The organism is Noviherbaspirillum humi (assembly GCF_900188095.1).
Taxonomy (GTDB): domain Bacteria; phylum Pseudomonadota; class Gammaproteobacteria; order Burkholderiales; family Burkholderiaceae_D; genus Noviherbaspirillum; species Noviherbaspirillum humi.
This window is the reverse complement of record NZ_FZOT01000016.1, coordinates 89,877-105,285: the sequence shown is the minus strand read 5'-3', so window position 1 is coordinate 105,285 and position 15,409 is coordinate 89,877. Positions and strand designations below refer to the sequence as shown.

Below are 15,409 nucleotides of genomic sequence, written 5' to 3'. Positions count from 1 at the left end.
GGGGGCTTACGAATGAATCATCCGACGCGGTCTTTCTCAAACATGCAATAAAAAGGGCTTCCCGAAGGAAGCCCTTTGTCGCTTTCCGATGTAGCCCGCGCCCTTCGGCGCGGACGTCAAGCGGCTTAGACCTTGACTGCGTCAGCCACCGAGCGGAACTCGTCCAGCTGGTCGAAGTTCATATAGCGGTAGATGTCGTCGGCGTTCTTGTCGATCACGCCGATGTTCGCCATGTACTCTTCCCTGGTCGGGATCTTGCCGAGGGTGGAGCAGACCGCGGCCAGTTCGGCGGAGCCGAGGTAGACGCGGGTATCCAGGCCGAGGCGGTTCGGGAAGTTCCGGGTCGAGGTCGACATCACGGTCGCGCCCTTGCGCACCTGCGCCTGGTTGCCCATGCACAGCGAGCAGCCCGGCATTTCCATGCGGGCGCCGGTGCGGCCGAGGTTGCCGTAGTGGCCTTCGGCGGTCAGCACCTGCTGGTCCATCTTGGTGGGCGGCGCGATCCACAGGCGGACCGGGATGTCGGTCTTGCCTTCCAGGAGCTTGGAGGCGGCGCGGAAGTGGCCAATGTTGGTCATGCAGGAACCGACGAACACTTCATCGATCTTGTCGCCGGCGACTTCGGACAGGGTCTTGACGTCGTCCGGGTCGTTCGGGCAGGCCACGATGGGCTCGTGGATGTCGGCCAGGTCGATCTCGATGACGGCGGCGTACTCGGCGTCGGCATCGCGCGCCAGCAGCTCGGGCTTGGCGAGCCAGGCTTCCATCGCCTTGATGCGGCGCTCCAGCGTGCGCTTGTCCTGGTAGCCGTTGGCGATCATCCACTTCATCAGGGTGATGTTCGAGGTCATGTACTCGGCGATCGGCTCCTTGTCGAGGTGCACGGTGCAGCCGGCGGCGGAACGCTCGGCGGAGGCGTCCGACAGCTCGAATGCCTGCTCCACCTTCAGCTTCGGCAGGCCTTCGATCTCGAGGATGCGGCCGGAGAAGATGTTCTTCTTGCCCTTCTTCTCGACCGTCAGCAGGCCCTGCTTGATGGCGTACAGCGGAATGGCGTTGACCAGGTCGCGCAGGGTGACGCCGGGCTTCATTTCACCCTTGAAGCGCACCAGCACCGATTCCGGCATGTCGAGCGGCATGACGCCGGTGGCGGCGGCGAAGGCCACCAGGCCGGAGCCGGCCGGGAAGGAGATGCCGATGGGGAAGCGGGTGTGGGAGTCGCCGCCGGTGCCGACGGTATCCGGCATCAGCAGGCGGTTCAGCCAGGAGTGGATCACGCCGTCGCCCGGGCGCAGCGAGACGCCGCCGCGGTTCTCGATAAAGGACGGCAGTTCACGATGCGTCATGACGTCGACAACCTTCGGATAGGCGGCGGTGTGGCAGAAGGACTGCATCACCAGGTCGGCGGAGAAGCCGAGGCAGGCGAGGTCCTTCAGTTCGTCGCGGGTCATCGGGCCGGTGGTGTCCTGGGAACCGACGGTGGTCATCTTCGGCTCGCAGTAGGTGCCCGGGCGCACGCCCTGGCCTTCCGGCAGGCCGCAGGCACGGCCGACCATCTTCTGCGCCAGGGTAAAGCCCTTGCCGGAATCCGACGGGCTCTGCGGCAGGCGGAACAGGGTGGACGGCGGCAGGCCGAGCGCTTCGCGGGCGCGGCGGGTCAGGCCGCGGCCGATGATCAGCTGGATGCGGCCGCCGGCGCGCACTTCGTCGAACAGCACCTCGGACTTGACTTCGAATTCGGCGATGACTTCGCCGTTCTTCAAAGCCTTGCCTTCGAACGGGCGCAGCTCGACCACGTCGCCCATCTCCATCCTGGAGACGTCGAGTTCGATCGGCAGCGCGCCCGAGTCTTCCATGGTGTTGTAGAAGATCGGGGCGATCTTGGTGCCGAGGCAGACGCCGCCGAAGCGCTTGTTCGGAACATAGGGGATGTCCTCGCCGGTGAACCACAGCACCGAATTGGTGGCGGACTTGCGGGAGGAGCCGGTGCCGACCACGTCGCCGACGTAGGCGACCAGGTTGCCCTTGGCTTTCAGCGCCTCGATCTGCTTGATCGGGCCGATCTTGCCGGGCTCGTCCGGGTTGATGCCGGGGCGGGCGTTCTTCAGCATCGCCAGCGCGTGCATCGGGATGTCGGGACGGGTGGTGGCGTCCGGCGCCGGGGACAGGTCGTCGGTATTGGTTTCGCCCGAGACCTTGAACACGGTCACGGTCAGGCTCTGCGGCACTTCCGGACGGGAGGTGAACCACTCGGCGTCGGCCCAGGACTGCAGCACCGCCTTGGCGTTGGCGCTGCCCTTGTCGGCCAGTTCCTTGACGTCGTGGAAGTAGTCGAACATCAGCAGGGTCTTCTTCAGGCCCTCGGCGGCGACGGCGCCGACCACGGCGTCATCCAGCAGCTCGATCATCGGCTTGATGTTGAAGCCGCCGAGCATGGTGCCGAGCAGCTGGGTGGCGAGTTCGCGCGAGATCAGCGGGCTGGTCTCGGTGCCCTTGGCGACCTTCTCCAGGAAGGCGGCCTTGACCTTGGCGGCATCGTCCACGCCGGCGGGCACGCGGTGGGTGATCAGATCGACGAGGAACCGTTCCTCGCCGGCCGGCGGGTTCTTCAGCAGTTCGACCAGGTCCTGGGTCTGGGCCGCGGACAGGGGCAGCGGGGGAATGCCGAGGGACGCGCGTTCGGCGACATGGTTGCGGTACGCAGCTAGCATGACGAAGCTCTTCAAGTGATGGTGAAAAAATAAGCCAGGGTGCTGACTTGCCAATGAGTGGCGTTATTGTACCCGAACAACTCTTATATAAGATATAGGACTAACAATAAAAACCGGGATTTTTTGCTCTGGTGAAGGAAGTCGCTTGCCGGTTTGGCAAGGCCGGGCGGGAAACCCGGGCGGGAAACGGTAAGCGCGGGTGCCGCAGCCGCAGCGCGGCGGCGGATCGGCCGCCGCAAGCGTTCCGGTTTCTCTTCGCCGCGGCTTGCGGCGTTCGGCCTGCGCGGACGCCCTTAATCCGCCACGGCGTCCGTGCGTGACTTCAGGAACGCCGTGGCGACCGCTCGCCGCCGCTGTTACCGCAGCGAGAATTCCGCCTTGGCAAGCGCGGCGCCAGCCGCCTTGTCGCTGCCCGCCGTGCGCGGCGCGACGAGGAAGATGCGATCGCCTGCAACGCCGTGGCGGATCAGCCAGTCGCGCGCCGCCTGGGCGCGCCGATTGGCGAGCGTTTCCAGGTCGTCCTCATCGACCGCCGCATGCTCCAGCATCAGCTGCTCCATCTGCGGCACCGGCAAGCCCTTGGCCAGACCGATCAGATTGCGCGGCTTCTCGAATTTCTCTTCCTTGTAGGCCCGCGCCAGCAACTCCGGATACTCGGCCGGACTCACCGTGACGGCGGCGAAATCCACCGCCTGGCCGCGCGCCTGCATGTCCTTCACCTTCAGCGCGCGCACCTTGCGCTCGATCGATGCCCGCTTCAGCCCGGGCACATCGGCTTCCGGATCGGCCCAGCCGGTGATCTCCAGCTGCAGCTTGGGCCGGTCGTTGAGCGCCTTGGCCAGCGTCTCCATCGACGATTCGCCGGCTGCCGGGACGGCGGACCGGCCGGGCTCGAAGGTCAGGGCCGACATTTCCGGCGCGCCCTTGCCGCCGAACAGGGAACCGAGCATGGCGAACGGCTGGGTAACGGCGCGGGCGATGGCATTGCCGATCACCTTCAGCACGATGCCGCCCACCGAGAATTGCGGATCGTCCAGCGTGCCGTCGACCGGCACGTTGATGTCGATGACGCCGTCCCGGTCCTGCAGCAGGGCGATCGCCAGCTTCACCGGCAGGCGGGTGGCGGCGGAGGAGGCGGCTTTTTCGTTGAGCGTCAACTGATTGAGGATGAGCCGGTTGGAGGCGCTCAGCTGGCGCTGCTCGATGCGGTACGCGACTTCGAACGACAGCTTGCCCTTCTCGATGCCGTAGCCGATGTAGCGGTCGGCATAGGGCGACAGCGCCGCCAGTTCCATCCCGCGCACCTTGGCCTGCAGGTCGAGGAAGAGGTTGCCGGCGAGCGGATTGACGCGGCCCGCCACCGACAGCGGCGCGCCGTTGACTTCGCCGGCGAGCTCGACGCTGGCGCGCGAGGCCGGGTCGGAGGACAGGCCGGTGATGCTGCCGCCGAGCTTCATCAGGCTGGCCGAGTAGCTCGGCTTGATGAAGTTGTCGGTGAAGCGCACCCGTCCGCCTTCCAGCGTCATGCGGCGCACGCGGATCGGCGGCAGCTTTGACTGCGCTTCCTTCCCGGATGCGGCGGTGCGAACGGCTTGCGGCGCCGGGGCAGCCGGCTTCCCGCCGGCGTCGGCAACCGGCGGCCTGGCCGGCTCCGCCGGCGTCGTCTCGGGGCGGCCGCGCAGGAGGTTCTGCAGGTTCAGGCGGCCGCTGGCGTCGATGGCGACGCGGGCGAAGAAATCGCGCAGCGCGACGTTGTCCAGCGCCAGGCCGAAGGGCTGGAATTGCATGTCCATGCCGCCCAGGGCGAGCGATTGCCAGCGCAGGAATTCGCTGCCGCCGGCGGCATCGACGGCGGAGAAGTTGTCCACGCCGACATCGCCGCGGAATCCGCCCTTGATCGCGCCGTCGGCGCTGCTTGCGAACTGCAGCCGGCCCTTGCCCGAAAGCGTGGCGCGTGCCAGCTTGATGTTGCCCAGATTGCCGAAGAAGGGTTGCAGCGGCAGCAGGTCCAGGCCCTTCAGGTCGGTGGCGAGGTCCGCGCGCAGCGGCGACAGGCCGACATCGCCCGTCAGCTTCAGCCGGCCGGCCTTGTTCACGCCGGCGTCCAGCTCCACCGGAAAGACGCCCGTCGCGCCGGGCGTGAAATCCTTCATCGCCACCCGCAGCGGCGCGATGGTGGTCGTTACCGGCTGCGCCTGGCGCTGGTCCTCGACGCGGGCGGACCAGCCGTCGATGGCGATGCGGCCGATGTGTACCGCATAGGGGGATTGTGCATCGGCGCTGGCGGAAGGCGCCTTGCCCGGCTGGGCCGGAGAAGGCGCGGAAGACGCCGCGCCACGCGCATCGCTAGCCTTCAGCTGCTGCACCAGTACATCTGCGCGGGCGGAAGCGATCTCGCCGATGCCGATGCTGCGCTTGCCGGTATCCAGCGCCAGCTCGCGCAACGCGAGATTGAGCTTGCCCGCATCGAGCTTGATAGGTTGCGCCGCCTGCCGGTCGGCATAGCGCAGCGCCGCGTCGCGCAATTCCAGCTTGCCGAGCGCCAGCCGCAGCGGCGCGCCGGACTTGGCGGACGACGCTTTCTCCGGCTTGCCGTGGACCTCGGCCGGCGGCAGCAGGCGCTGCAGGTTGACGCCGCCATCGCGCTCGCGGATCACATCCGCTTCCAGCCCGGTCAGAACGATCTCCGGCAGCGAGATGCGGCCGCCCAGGATGTCGCTCTCGCCCAGCGTCAGCGCCAGTTCCGGCAGCTTGAGCAGCGGCGCGCCGTCGCGCTCGGTGAGGCGCAGCGACTTCAGGCTGGCCTTGCCGCTCAACTTGAGCAGCGGCGCCTGGTCCTTCGCCTGGCTGAAGCTGGCGACGAGGCGGGTATCGAGCCGGCCGCCGGGCATCTTGAAGCGCGCCTGGAACGGCAGGTAATCCACGAAGCGGGTCAGGTCCAGGCCGTCGAGATCCAGTTCCAGCAAGGCTTCCTTGGTATCGGCGAAGGGGCGGGCGCGGCCCTTGAGCTCCAGCGGCGTGCCATCCACCCGGGCGCGCAGCAGCGGCTCGACGAAAATGTTCACCTGCGCGGGCAGCGAGGAAACGAAGGGGATGCCGAGCGCCAGCTCGGTGACGCTGTGGCGCGCCTGTTTCGGCTGGTCGTGGAAGTCGATGCGGCCGCCGTCGATGCGGATGTTGTTGACCGAGAAGCGCGCCGGCTTGTCGGAAGGCGGCGCGGCGAGCGCCATCTCGATCAGGTCGTCGATGTTGTAGCGATGCGCATCCCGGCGCACCAGGCTCACCAGCGGCTTCTCCAGGCGCACCTCCTGCACCACCGGCGCCAGCTTCAGCACGGATTCCGCCGCCAGGTCCACCGCCAGCGTATCGAAGGATGCGAACACCGCCTTGCCATCCGGCTCCATCAGCCTGAAGTCGCGTACGGTGAGCGCCAGCGCGAAGGGCCGGATCTCCACGTTGCCGATGCTCGCCGGCCGATGCAGTTTCTCCGCCAGCAGCTTTTCCGCCTGCCATTTCACCAGCGGCGGCAGGGCCAGGTAGAGGGCAGCCAGCAGAAGGGCGATCACGCCGGCGCTGATCAGCAGGATGCGGGCGAGTCGGGATTGGAACAGGGCGGCAGTTCGCCGTTCGGAGGAAGTGGCCATGGCGCTTCGGTCGGTAACGTCGGAAGCCGGTCTCCGGAGGGAAAGCCGGCGCATGCGCAGGGCGCATGTTCGCAAAGGAACGGCGTTATGTTACGTCAACCGCGGCGTGGCCGGGAGAAAGTGCGGTGTTTGTTACGGTTGGTCCGCTGGGCGCGGCAATAGGCGCCACGCCGCCTTCGGCAGCGGACGGCGTGGCTGTCAGCGGCGTTGCCTGTCTGCCTAGTGGAGCTTGATCTGGTCGCGCAGCTGCTCGGGCCCGAAGCTGGTGTAGTCCTTGTCGATCTCCACGCTGATGGTGGAGCCTACCGGTCCATCGAGTTCCGACCGCAGCGCGCCCAGGAACTTGGGCGAAGCGACGACGGCAAGATGCTTGAAGCGGCCTTCCCGATAACATTCCTGCAGATATTTCGCCACGTCCTTGGCGAAGATTTCCGCCGCCTTCTTGTCCGGCGTGGTGTCGGGTTCATAGGTCTTGTTCGGCAGCGCGCCCCCGGTATTGTGCATGCTCTGGCCTGCGGATGTCGGGCCGAGGCGGTCGGTCTCGCTCTCGTTGGCGTCCAGGCGCGCCGCCTCGTTCACCATGTCGTGAACCTCCTGCAAGGGCGCTGCGTCATTGTCCTGGGAAAAGAACCTTGCCCGGCTTGCATTGGCTGAAACGATCCAAGTTGCGTCCATGTTGTCCTCGTTAATGCATTGGCAAGCAACTTCGATGCGCGAAGCGGATGAACGTTCCACATGGCGGCGGGAAACGCCTGGCCTCGGCAACGCACCGTCTCCAGGCGCCGCCGGAAGAACAGGCTCGTCCTTCAGAAGGTGGCGATTTGGCCGTTCACCAGGTACTTCTCATACTCGGCGGGTTCCGCCGGCGCGCCCGGTGTCGGGTAGACCAGCGGCGGCACTTCGCGCAGCACCGGCCTCGGTTCCGGCACGCTGTAGACGAAGCCGGCTTCCGGCGGCGGCGCTTTCGCGAATTCGGCGCTCGGCGGCAGGTTGGCCGACAGCACGGCCTGCAGCATGCCGTCCGGCACGGCGCCGTTGTATTGCGCGTGCTCCCATCCATAACCGGTGGCCGCGGCTGCGCCCACCAGTCCGGTTGCAATGATGGCTTTCGTGGTGATGATCACGGCGAACTCCTTGTGCTCCGCGACGGGCGCTCGGCGGAATGCGGGCGCATGAAGGCATGCTGGCGTGCCGCTTCTTCACATGAATCAGGCCGGCAACCCGTTGATCGAGCATCCATTCTAGGTGCGGCGACGGGATGCGCCATCATGCAGATGCGCGAGGAAAGGAATTGCCACTGCATAAATTCCTGAATGCATCTCCCCTGTGCCAGATAAGGGCGAGCGCCTGCCAAAGCCGTTCGAAGGCGACGATCCGACTGCCTACCTACGCAGCGGCAGCCGGGTCGGCAGCGCCGGCGCGTTCTCCACTGTCTGGAAGACGGCGGTGCAAAGCGCCGGCTTCGACCGGAGTTCGCCGATGCTGCTCGACGTGTCGACGAATCGAATGCTGATGGTGTCACTGCCAGCCATCCATGCCCGCCAGCTTGGGTTCGAACGGCGCTGCTTCATCTACAGTTCGGCCCTGGTGGTGGCATGTCGGCGCGGCGTCGCAATGGTGCGCAAGCCCGGCAGGCTGCCGACCACAGTCATTTCCGATTCTTGCGGGCTCGAATACGGCACCGACCGGCTAGAGATCGAAGAAAGCCTGCTACCGACAGGCGCGTTGCCGATTCTGGTTTCAACGGCGGCTGCAATCGTACCAAGCGAAGCGGTGGAACGCATGATGTTTCTTGCCCTTTCTTTTCTTGTTCATGCATTCACTTAAACCGCCCTGTCTACGTGGATCGGTTACCTATTTGGTGCGCGACATTGGCACAATGATATATCGGCAGAACACATCATTGCAGTTCGCCAGTAACGTCCCAAAAAGATAAATTGAAGGTGCGTCGGCGGGAACACCCGACAGAGAACATGCCAGCATATATTCGGCGGTCGGGTAATTCAGGTCCCAGCAATTATGGACACTTGGATTGGCCGAAAGTATTGGCCGCAACTGGTTCATGGCTTCAATGGCGTCGGGAGAACGCGGTGTTTGATTTTGGTGGTCGATGGCGTACTTGAGCGCATTCGATGCGAACTGCAAATTCTCGACATTTCGTACCTTATTAAGGTCTTGTCTGTCCGTAAGCACCCTGTCGCCTGATTTCAATACCGACGCAAGTGTGCATTTGGTTTCTTCTTCGCACACCAAGGAGATCTCAACAGTGTTTCCCGGTTTTCCCATTTCCGCTTTATGTGTGCCAATGATACTGTCGGTCGCCGGCGCCCCGTTTGCCGAGGTAAAGGTCACCAAGAAAGCAAAGGCCAGATACATTCGATTCATTTAACCCTCGTGTCTAAAGTTACGTCGAGTTTGCCGGAGCAAGCCTCTGTGTTCATGGATGCAGAAAACGCAAATCGCAATCGCTAACTACGGTGTCTTGATGGGTCTCGATTTCAATCCTCATATCTTGCAGACCTGACGGTCTATGAAGCATGCGGCTGTAAGGGTGAGTCCGAACGAATGAATTGAGCTGGCGGCCTTGAGGGTTTCCTCCGGCTCTTCGGAGGAGAGCGGGCTGCGACGGTTCTCAATTATGTGTTTTTAGCGGCGGCGATTGTACGCGTCGTCGTTAATTGACTTGATGCTGTGGCGGTCCGGCCACGATCAATGCGAGCCATGCGCTCTGAACACCTAACTGTACCGTCAAGGAAGTCGGCGACGGGCTAGCCCGTCACGACAGGAAAACGGAACGATCATTTTCCGTTTCTTTGAAATCTAAATTCGCTTTGACTCGCGAGATTGTAATTTCGCTTTGATGGAGCGTCAGCGTGGCCGACTTATAGATTTTCCTTAATGTCCCTATGGCTCCATGCAGCCGCTTCCAATAAAATCGCGTCCCTCATAAGTTTTCTCCGAGAACCAAAGCGTCGATGGTTCTCTCAAAACCAAGAGACACCCACAACTCAACGAATCCCATGACCAACTTCCTCGACCACCTCACCAGCGTCCCCGACTTCCCCGTGCCGGGCGTCACCTTCCGCGACATCAGTCCGCTGCTGGCCAGCGCGCAAGCCTTCGCCGACGCCATCGGCGCGATGAAGGAACTGTGCAGTCAGCATGCATTCAGCCATCTCGCCGGCATCGAGTCGCGCGGCTTCATCTTCGGCTCGGCCCTGGCGGTGGCATGCGAGCGCGGCTTCGTCATGGTGCGCAAGCCCGGCAAGCTGCCGACCAAAACCATTTCCGAATCCTACGGGCTCGAATATGGTTCCGACCGGCTCGAAATCGAGGAAGGCCTGCTGCCGGCGGGCGCGTCAGTGATTCTGGTGGACGACGTGCTGGCCACCGGTGGCACGCTGATCGCCACCGCCCGCCTCATGGCGCGGGCCGGGGCGACGGTGGCGGGCGCGGTGTGCCTGCTGGACATCGGCGCGCTGGACGGCAAGCGGCGGCTGCAGGAAGCGGGCATCGGGGTGAAGACCCTGCTTACCGTATAGCGGCAATTCGCGCTGGCGGGGGCTCTCCGGCACCGAGGCAACCCTCCGGGGCGGAGACGTCAAGGCGGATTACCTTTCCAATCGAGGCGAAGCAAAGCAGCAGGCTCCGACACACGGCGCCGACCGCTCAGGCAATCAACTTCAGTCCCGGCGGCAGCGAATCCCCGACGAAGCTCTGCCGGCTGGCCTCGTCCAGCTCCTGGGTCTCCGCCACCATTGCCGCCCACGCAGAAGGCGCGCCGCTGGCCTTGAGGCGGACGATGACGCGTTGCCGCAGCGGCTCCGGCAGGTCGCGCGAGCGGTCGCCGGTGAGGCGCGACAGGTGGGCCGCCGCCAGCGACGCGTTGGCCGAGCGCTTCCAGTCGAGGGCCAGGATCTTCTCCACCCAGGCTGCGGCGGTTTCAGGCGGCACCACGTCGTGGGCGCTGCCGTAGAAGGGCTGGCGCGCGCCGAGGCGGGCCAGCGCCCAGAGTACGAGGCCATCTGCCGGTCTCGACGTTCGCCCGCCGGCCGGCTGGTCGAGCAGGCCGAGCAGCCAGTCGCCGATTTCCGCCTTGTAGCTGGCAGGAATGCGCTCCAGCGCGCCGATCAGGCGCAGCATGTCGTCTTGATTGCCCGGCACCAGCTGCGCCGGGCGTTCGATGCCAGCGTCGGCGCCCTGGACGTTGTAGGCGAAGTCATCAAGCACGCGCAGCTGCGCCTCCGACGCCAGGCCGCCGGCCACGCGCCGCCATAAGGTCCACCATTCGGCGCTCACCTGCGCATCGTTGCGGTATTGGGTGCCTTTCTCGAACAGCGGCCAGAGCTGGGCCATGCGCCAGTCGTCGAGTGGATCGCCGAAGCCGGGACGCAGGCACCAGCCGGCCAGGTTGAGCCAGGCCCGTTCATGCTCGGCCGAGCGGCGCCGGCCGCGGGCGCGCTGCCACAGCGCGTCGAACAGGCGGCGCAGCAGCGGCGTGGCCCATTGTTCGCGCACGCCGATGAGCCGCTCCAGCTGGGCACGCAGCTGCCGCACTTCCTTGGGCATCACCTTCTGCGCGCGGGCGCCGAAGATGCGCTCGATCTGGGCGATGGCGTCATCGAAGCGCGGCGGCATCGCGGCCGCTTCCTCCGCCGGCGCAGCCTCGGCATCGCCGCGCAGCTGGAATTCGAGCGACCAGCGCCGTGCCACGTCCTCGGTGCTGACGCATTGCATCTGCAGCGTGCCGACCTCGGTCAGGCTGGCGGCCAGCCGCACCGGCACTTCCTGGCGGGCGGCGCCGGCATCGGCCGGCAGCACGGCGGCGATCGGCGGCAGCGGCGCGAAGCGTGATTCATCGATGTCCACCAGCTCGCCGGGACGGGGCGGGGCATTGCCGTCATCGGCGGTGGCGGAGACGAGATGGAAGCGCACCGGCTGGCCCAGGCGCAGCGCGAAAACGCGGTCCTGCAGCAGCAGTTCCCGTCCTTCCTCGCTGCCGCGCGGCAGTACGCATACCGCCCGCGTCGCCGTCCTGCCCGGCTCGTCCAGCCGCAGGAAATAGCTGCGCGCCGAGCCGCCGCCTATCTTCGGCGCCAGGCCTGCGCCGGCCAGCGCGAAGGCGACCGCGCCGCGTGCCACCGCCACGTCCGGGTTCTCGTTGTGCAGCAAGGTGAGCGGCGTGCCGCGCCAGGCATCCAGCGTGGCGCGCAGACGGCCGGCCAGCGCCGGCGAGCGGAACACGCCGCCGTTGAGCAGAAGGGTATCGGGGATGGCGGGCGTGTCGGTTGCTTGCTGGCCGAGGGCGGTGCGCGAGGCGGCCGCGTGCAGCATCAGGAACCCAGCTAAGTGGCGGGTAATGGCCGGGTCGCTCGCATAAGGCAGGCCGAATTCGACGATGCCGCTGCGCCGCTGCTGCGGTCCGTCCTGGGGGCCGACCTGTGGGAAAAAGCCGTCCACCACCAGGCGCTCCACCTCGCCGCGTTCCAGTTCCACCGATCGGCTGCCGCCGATCAGACGCGCGCCGGCGCCGAGCAGGGTGACGACCGTACGCGCCGGCGCGTCGGTGGCCAGCAGCTGTTCCTTGGCGGCGCGGCAGCGGTCGATCAGTTGCGACAGCTCCGTGGCGCCGAGCTTCCGGTTGCCGCCTTCGCCCGGCGGTGCCAGGCGCGATTCAGCGAGGTGCGCCAGCACCAGGTCCATGTTGTCGCCGCCCAGCATCAGGTGCTTGCCGACGCCGATGCGGGTCAGGCGCGGCTCGCCCTCCTGCAGCTCCACCTGGATCAGGCTGAGGTCGGTGGTGCCGCCGCCGACGTCCACCACCAGGATGAGCCGGCTCTGCGCCAGTTCCGCCTGCAGATTCTCCCGGTGGCGGAACAGCCAGTCGTACAGCGCCGCCTGCGGTTCCTCCAGCAGGCGCAGGCGCGGCAGGCCGGCCAGATGCGCCGCCTGCACGGTGAGGGCGCGGGCGGCTTCGTCGAAGGACGCCGGCACCGTCAGCACGATGTCCTGCCGCTCCAGCGGCTGATCGGGATGGCGCCAGTTCCAGGCGGCCCGCACGTAGGCGAGGTAGCTGGCGCTGGCTTCCATGGGCGAGACCTTCGGCACCTCTGCCGGCGCGCCCCAGGGCAGGATCGGCGCCAGCCGGTCCACTGCCGCATGCGACAGCCAGCTCTTGGCGCTGGCCACCAGCCGGCCCGGCACCTGGGCACCGAGGCGGCGGCCGAGGGCGCCGAACACCACCGGCGCATCGCCCTCGGCCAGCGGTTCGCTCCAGGGCAGCTGCAACTCCGCCGGCGGCAGCGCGCCCGGCGCGGCATGGAAGCGCAGCGACGGCAGCAAAGGCAGCGCCTTCGCCTCGCCCGGCGCCACCAGCTGCTCGACGTCGAACAGGCGGATGTCACTGCCGCCGGCCTCGGCATAGGCCACCACCGTATGGGTGGTGCCGAGGTCGATGCCGACGGTGTAGCGCGTCATCGCTGCATCATTGGCCTTGGCCACGCACGTTGAACTCCACCTTCCAATGCTCGCTGCCGTTGCGCGGCACGGCCGACAACTCCAGCGTGCCGGCCTCGGTCACCCGCGCATGCAGCCTGACCTGCACCACCTCGCCCGGCTGCCGGCCCTCTGCCGGCAGGGTGGACTGGATCTCTTCCAGTTCCTGCAGTTCGTCCGGCGCCCAGTAGTCGAGCAGGGTGCCGATCTGATCCTGGCGCCGGGTGGAGGAGCCGAAGAAGCGGAAGTGCACCGGCTCGCCCACCACCAGGCCGAACTCCTGGGTCTGCAGCTCCGCCTCGGTCCCTTCTTCCATGCCGAAGGGGGCCACGCACAGCGCCTGGATCGGCGGCTCCATGCCGGGGATGGCGGGCATCGACGACTCCACGCCGACGTAGAAGGCGCGCGCCGTGCCGCCGCGGATGCGCACGCCGCGCCCGCGCCGCACATAGCCGTAGTAGGCAGCGCCGCGCGCCACGGCGAGGTCGAGGTCGGCGCCGGTGAGTTGCCGTGCCGGCTCGCCGTTCTCGGCGGCGAGCCAGGCATTGAGCGTGGCCAGGGTGCGCTCGGCCAGGATGCCGGACTTGAACACGCCGCCGTTGAACAGCACCGCCGTCGGATGCAGGAAGCTGGCGTTCGGATCGACGCGTCCCTGGAAGCCTTCCAGTTCCGACAGCGCGGCCACCTGGCGCCCGAGGAAGGCGGCGAGGTGGCGTGTCACCGCCGCATCCTGGGCGAAGGGCAGGCCGAGCTGGGTCAGCGCCGCGCGGGTGCGCACCGCCGGCCGCGCCGCGGCATCCACCTGCGGGAAGAAGCCTTCGAGAATGACGCCGCTCACTTCCTCGCGCGTGAGCTCGGTGCGGATCGAGCCGCCGATCAGCTTCGAGCCGCGGCTCGGCACCACGATCGGCATGCTCGGCACGCCGGAATCCGACAGCAGCGCTTCCTTGGCCGCGCGGCAGGCATAGGTCAGCGCCCGCATCTGCCACGGGTCGAGCTGGGTGCCGCCCGCAGCCAGCTTGCGCGCCACCACGTGGGCCAGCGTCAGGTCCATGTTGTCGCCGCCGAGCAGGATGTGCTCGCCGACCGCGACGCGGTGCAATTCCAGGTTGCCTTCGCGCTCCACCACCGCGATCAGCGAGAAGTCGCTGGTGCCGCCGCCGACGTCCACCACCAGGATGATGTCGCCCGGCTTGACTTCCTTGCGCCAGCGTCCGCCGCTGGCCTGGATCCAGTTGTACAGCGCCGACTGCGGTTCCTCCAGCAGGGTCAGCGATTCATAGCCGGCGGCGCGCGCCGCTTCCGCCGTCAGTTCCCGTGCCGCCGGATCGAAGGAGGCGGGAATGGTGACGGTGATCTCCTGCTGGTTGAAGGGCGCTTCCGGATGCGCATGGTTCCAGGCATCGCGCAGATGCTCCAGGTAACGGATCGAGGCATCGAGCGGCGACACCCGCTGCACCTCCGGCGGCGCATCGGCCGGCAGGATGGCGGCGCGGCGGTCGACGCCGGGATGGCACAGCCAGCTCTTGGCGCTCGACACCAGGCGGATCGGCGTGGTGGCGCCGCGGCTGCGGGCGAACTCGCCGACCACGTAAGGCACGTCGGCGCGCCAGGGCAGCACGCGGTCGCCGGGCGTCAGCTCGTCGGCATGCGGCAGGTAGAGGAAGGAGGGCAGCAGCGGCTGCGCCTCCACCGCGCCCGGCGCGGTCAGCTGCGGCACCGGCAGCACGCCATGGCTGACCTCTTCGCCGTCACTGGCGGCGGTATCGGTGTACGCCAGGGCCGAATGGGTGGTGCCGAGGTCGATGCCGATGGAGTAGCGCGCGCTCATAGCTCCACCTCCGCCGGCGCCAGCACCGTGGCGTCGTGGCTTTCGGCCAGCTTCGGCAGGCGCACCTCGGTCACGCGCCAGCCGCGATGGGTGAGGCTGCCGGAGAAGGGCGGCTTGCCGATGACGTTGCCGGTCAGCCGCACGGCAGCGGCGTCGAAGCCTTCCTGCAGCGTCACCCGGCTGCCTTCGTTCTCGCTGCGCACCGGGGCGACGGTGAAGTGCTCGCTCAATACCTTGCGGCAGCCTTCATGCACCACGCGGGCGGCCGCGCCGATTTCGGCGTCGGAGTACTGTCCCAAGTTTTCCTGGGTGAAATCGATCAGGCGGGCCTCGCGCTGCAGCAGCGCGAGCAGCAGCAGCGCAGCGTCTGCCGGTGCTTCCTTCAGCGGCGGTGGGGCAGCCGGCTGGGATGGTGGGACGGGCTCCGCAGTCTGCACCGGGCTCTCCGGCTCTTGCTGCAGGTTATCGATGCGGGCAGCGAAATTGCTGTCGGAGAAGGTGCGGAAAAAGGTGCCAAACGCAAGGGAAATCCTGCGCAGGAAAGATGGCTTCGACGGGTTCGCCGGGGTCGGTTGGTGATTGCTCATTGAGGCTCCTGCTGTGTTGAGTGTAATGCTGGATCGCGGCGTGCCTGCTTGCCCGAATTGGTCGCGAGTTACCTTGTTGGATTCTGCCCGCGACGCAAAGCATGTTGCAAAAACGGGAATTATGTCAGATGCGATGCAAAA

The 15,409-nt window shown here is 66.7% G+C and carries 10 protein-coding genes; 2 read left to right on the top strand and 8 right to left on the bottom strand.

Annotated features, from left to right (window positions below; all coding sequences use genetic code 11):
- Positions 1–125 precede the first annotated feature (125 nt).
- From CHB88_RS19270 to CHB88_RS19255, 4 genes are all read right to left on the bottom strand, one after another.
- Entirely contained in the window at positions 126–2,711 is a 2,586-nt protein-coding gene (locus tag CHB88_RS19270) for a bifunctional aconitate hydratase 2/2-methylisocitrate dehydratase (protein WP_089401003.1), read from the bottom strand.
- Positions 2,712–3,067: 356 nt separating this feature from the next.
- Positions 3,068–6,355: a DUF748 domain-containing protein gene (locus CHB88_RS19265; RefSeq protein WP_089400965.1), complete on the bottom strand. Its 3,288-nt coding sequence runs from the start codon at positions 6,353–6,355 to the stop codon at positions 3,068–3,070.
- 219 nt (positions 6,356–6,574) lie between these two features.
- Positions 6,575–7,030: a host attachment protein gene (locus tag CHB88_RS19260; RefSeq protein WP_089400964.1), complete on the bottom strand. Its 456-nt coding sequence runs from the start codon at positions 7,028–7,030 to the stop codon at positions 6,575–6,577.
- Between the two features lie 131 nt (positions 7,031–7,161).
- Positions 7,162–7,479 carry a hypothetical protein gene (locus CHB88_RS19255; RefSeq protein WP_089400963.1) on the bottom strand — a complete coding sequence of 106 codons (318 nt, stop codon included), beginning with the start codon at positions 7,477–7,479 and terminating at the stop codon, positions 7,162–7,164.
- Positions 7,480–7,681: 202 nt separating this feature from the next.
- Here CHB88_RS19255 and CHB88_RS19250 point away from each other — a divergent pair, with 202 nt between their 5' ends.
- Positions 7,682–8,182 (top strand): type I phosphoribosyltransferase, encoded by a 501-nt coding sequence (locus CHB88_RS19250; protein WP_089400962.1) that lies wholly within the window; start codon positions 7,682–7,684, stop codon positions 8,180–8,182.
- A 27-nt stretch (positions 8,183–8,209) separates the two neighbouring features.
- Here the strand turns inward: CHB88_RS19250 and CHB88_RS19245 are convergent, their stop codons facing one another.
- Entirely contained in the window at positions 8,210–8,740 is a 531-nt protein-coding gene (locus tag CHB88_RS19245; protein ID WP_143131371.1) for a hypothetical protein, read from the bottom strand.
- 635 nt (positions 8,741–9,375) lie between these two features.
- On the opposite strand from CHB88_RS19245, the gene CHB88_RS19240 reads away from it, so the two are divergent.
- Positions 9,376–9,897 (top strand): adenine phosphoribosyltransferase, encoded by a 522-nt coding sequence (locus tag CHB88_RS19240; RefSeq protein WP_089400960.1) that lies wholly within the window; start codon positions 9,376–9,378, stop codon positions 9,895–9,897.
- A 127-nt stretch (positions 9,898–10,024) separates the two neighbouring features.
- Here CHB88_RS19240 and CHB88_RS19235 read toward each other — a convergent pair whose 3' ends face one another.
- From CHB88_RS19235 to CHB88_RS19225, 3 genes are read right to left on the bottom strand one after another with little or no spacing between them, the layout of a single operon-like run.
- On the bottom strand, positions 10,025–12,832 hold the full coding sequence (locus tag CHB88_RS19235; RefSeq protein ID WP_089401002.1) for an Hsp70 family protein: 2,808 nt from the start codon (positions 12,830–12,832) through the stop codon (positions 10,025–10,027).
- Positions 12,833–12,839: 7 nt separating this feature from the next.
- Complete coding sequence (locus CHB88_RS19230; RefSeq protein WP_089400959.1) at positions 12,840–14,681, bottom strand: Hsp70 family protein; 1,842 nt, start codon at positions 14,679–14,681, stop codon at positions 12,840–12,842.
- Entirely contained in the window at positions 14,678–15,268 is a 591-nt protein-coding gene (locus CHB88_RS19225; RefSeq protein ID WP_089400958.1) for a DUF2760 domain-containing protein, read from the bottom strand. The genes CHB88_RS19230 and CHB88_RS19225 overlap by 4 nt, the downstream gene beginning before the upstream one ends.
- Positions 15,269–15,409 lie beyond the last annotated feature (141 nt).

Coding starts and splice junctions, on each gene's coding strand:
- CHB88_RS19265 (WP_089400965.1), bottom strand. CDS start 6,355: ATGGCCACTTCCTCCGAACGGCGAACTGCCGCCCTGTTCCAATCCCGA.
- CHB88_RS19260 (WP_089400964.1), bottom strand. CDS start 7,030: ATGGACGCAACTTGGATCGTTTCAGCCAATGCAAGCCGGGCAAGGTTC.
- CHB88_RS19245 (WP_143131371.1), bottom strand. CDS start 8,740: ATGAATCGAATGTATCTGGCCTTTGCTTTCTTGGTGACCTTTACCTCG.
- CHB88_RS19230 (WP_089400959.1), bottom strand. CDS start 14,681: ATGAGCGCGCGCTACTCCATCGGCATCGACCTCGGCACCACCCATTCG.
- CHB88_RS19225 (WP_089400958.1), bottom strand. CDS start 15,268: ATGAGCAATCACCAACCGACCCCGGCGAACCCGTCGAAGCCATCTTTC.
- CHB88_RS19240 (WP_089400960.1), top strand. CDS start 9,376: ATGACCAACTTCCTCGACCACCTCACCAGCGTCCCCGACTTCCCCGTG.
- CHB88_RS19235 (WP_089401002.1), bottom strand. CDS start 12,832: ATGACGCGCTACACCGTCGGCATCGACCTCGGCACCACCCATACGGTG.
- CHB88_RS19270 (WP_089401003.1), bottom strand. CDS start 2,711: ATGCTAGCTGCGTACCGCAACCATGTCGCCGAACGCGCGTCCCTCGGC.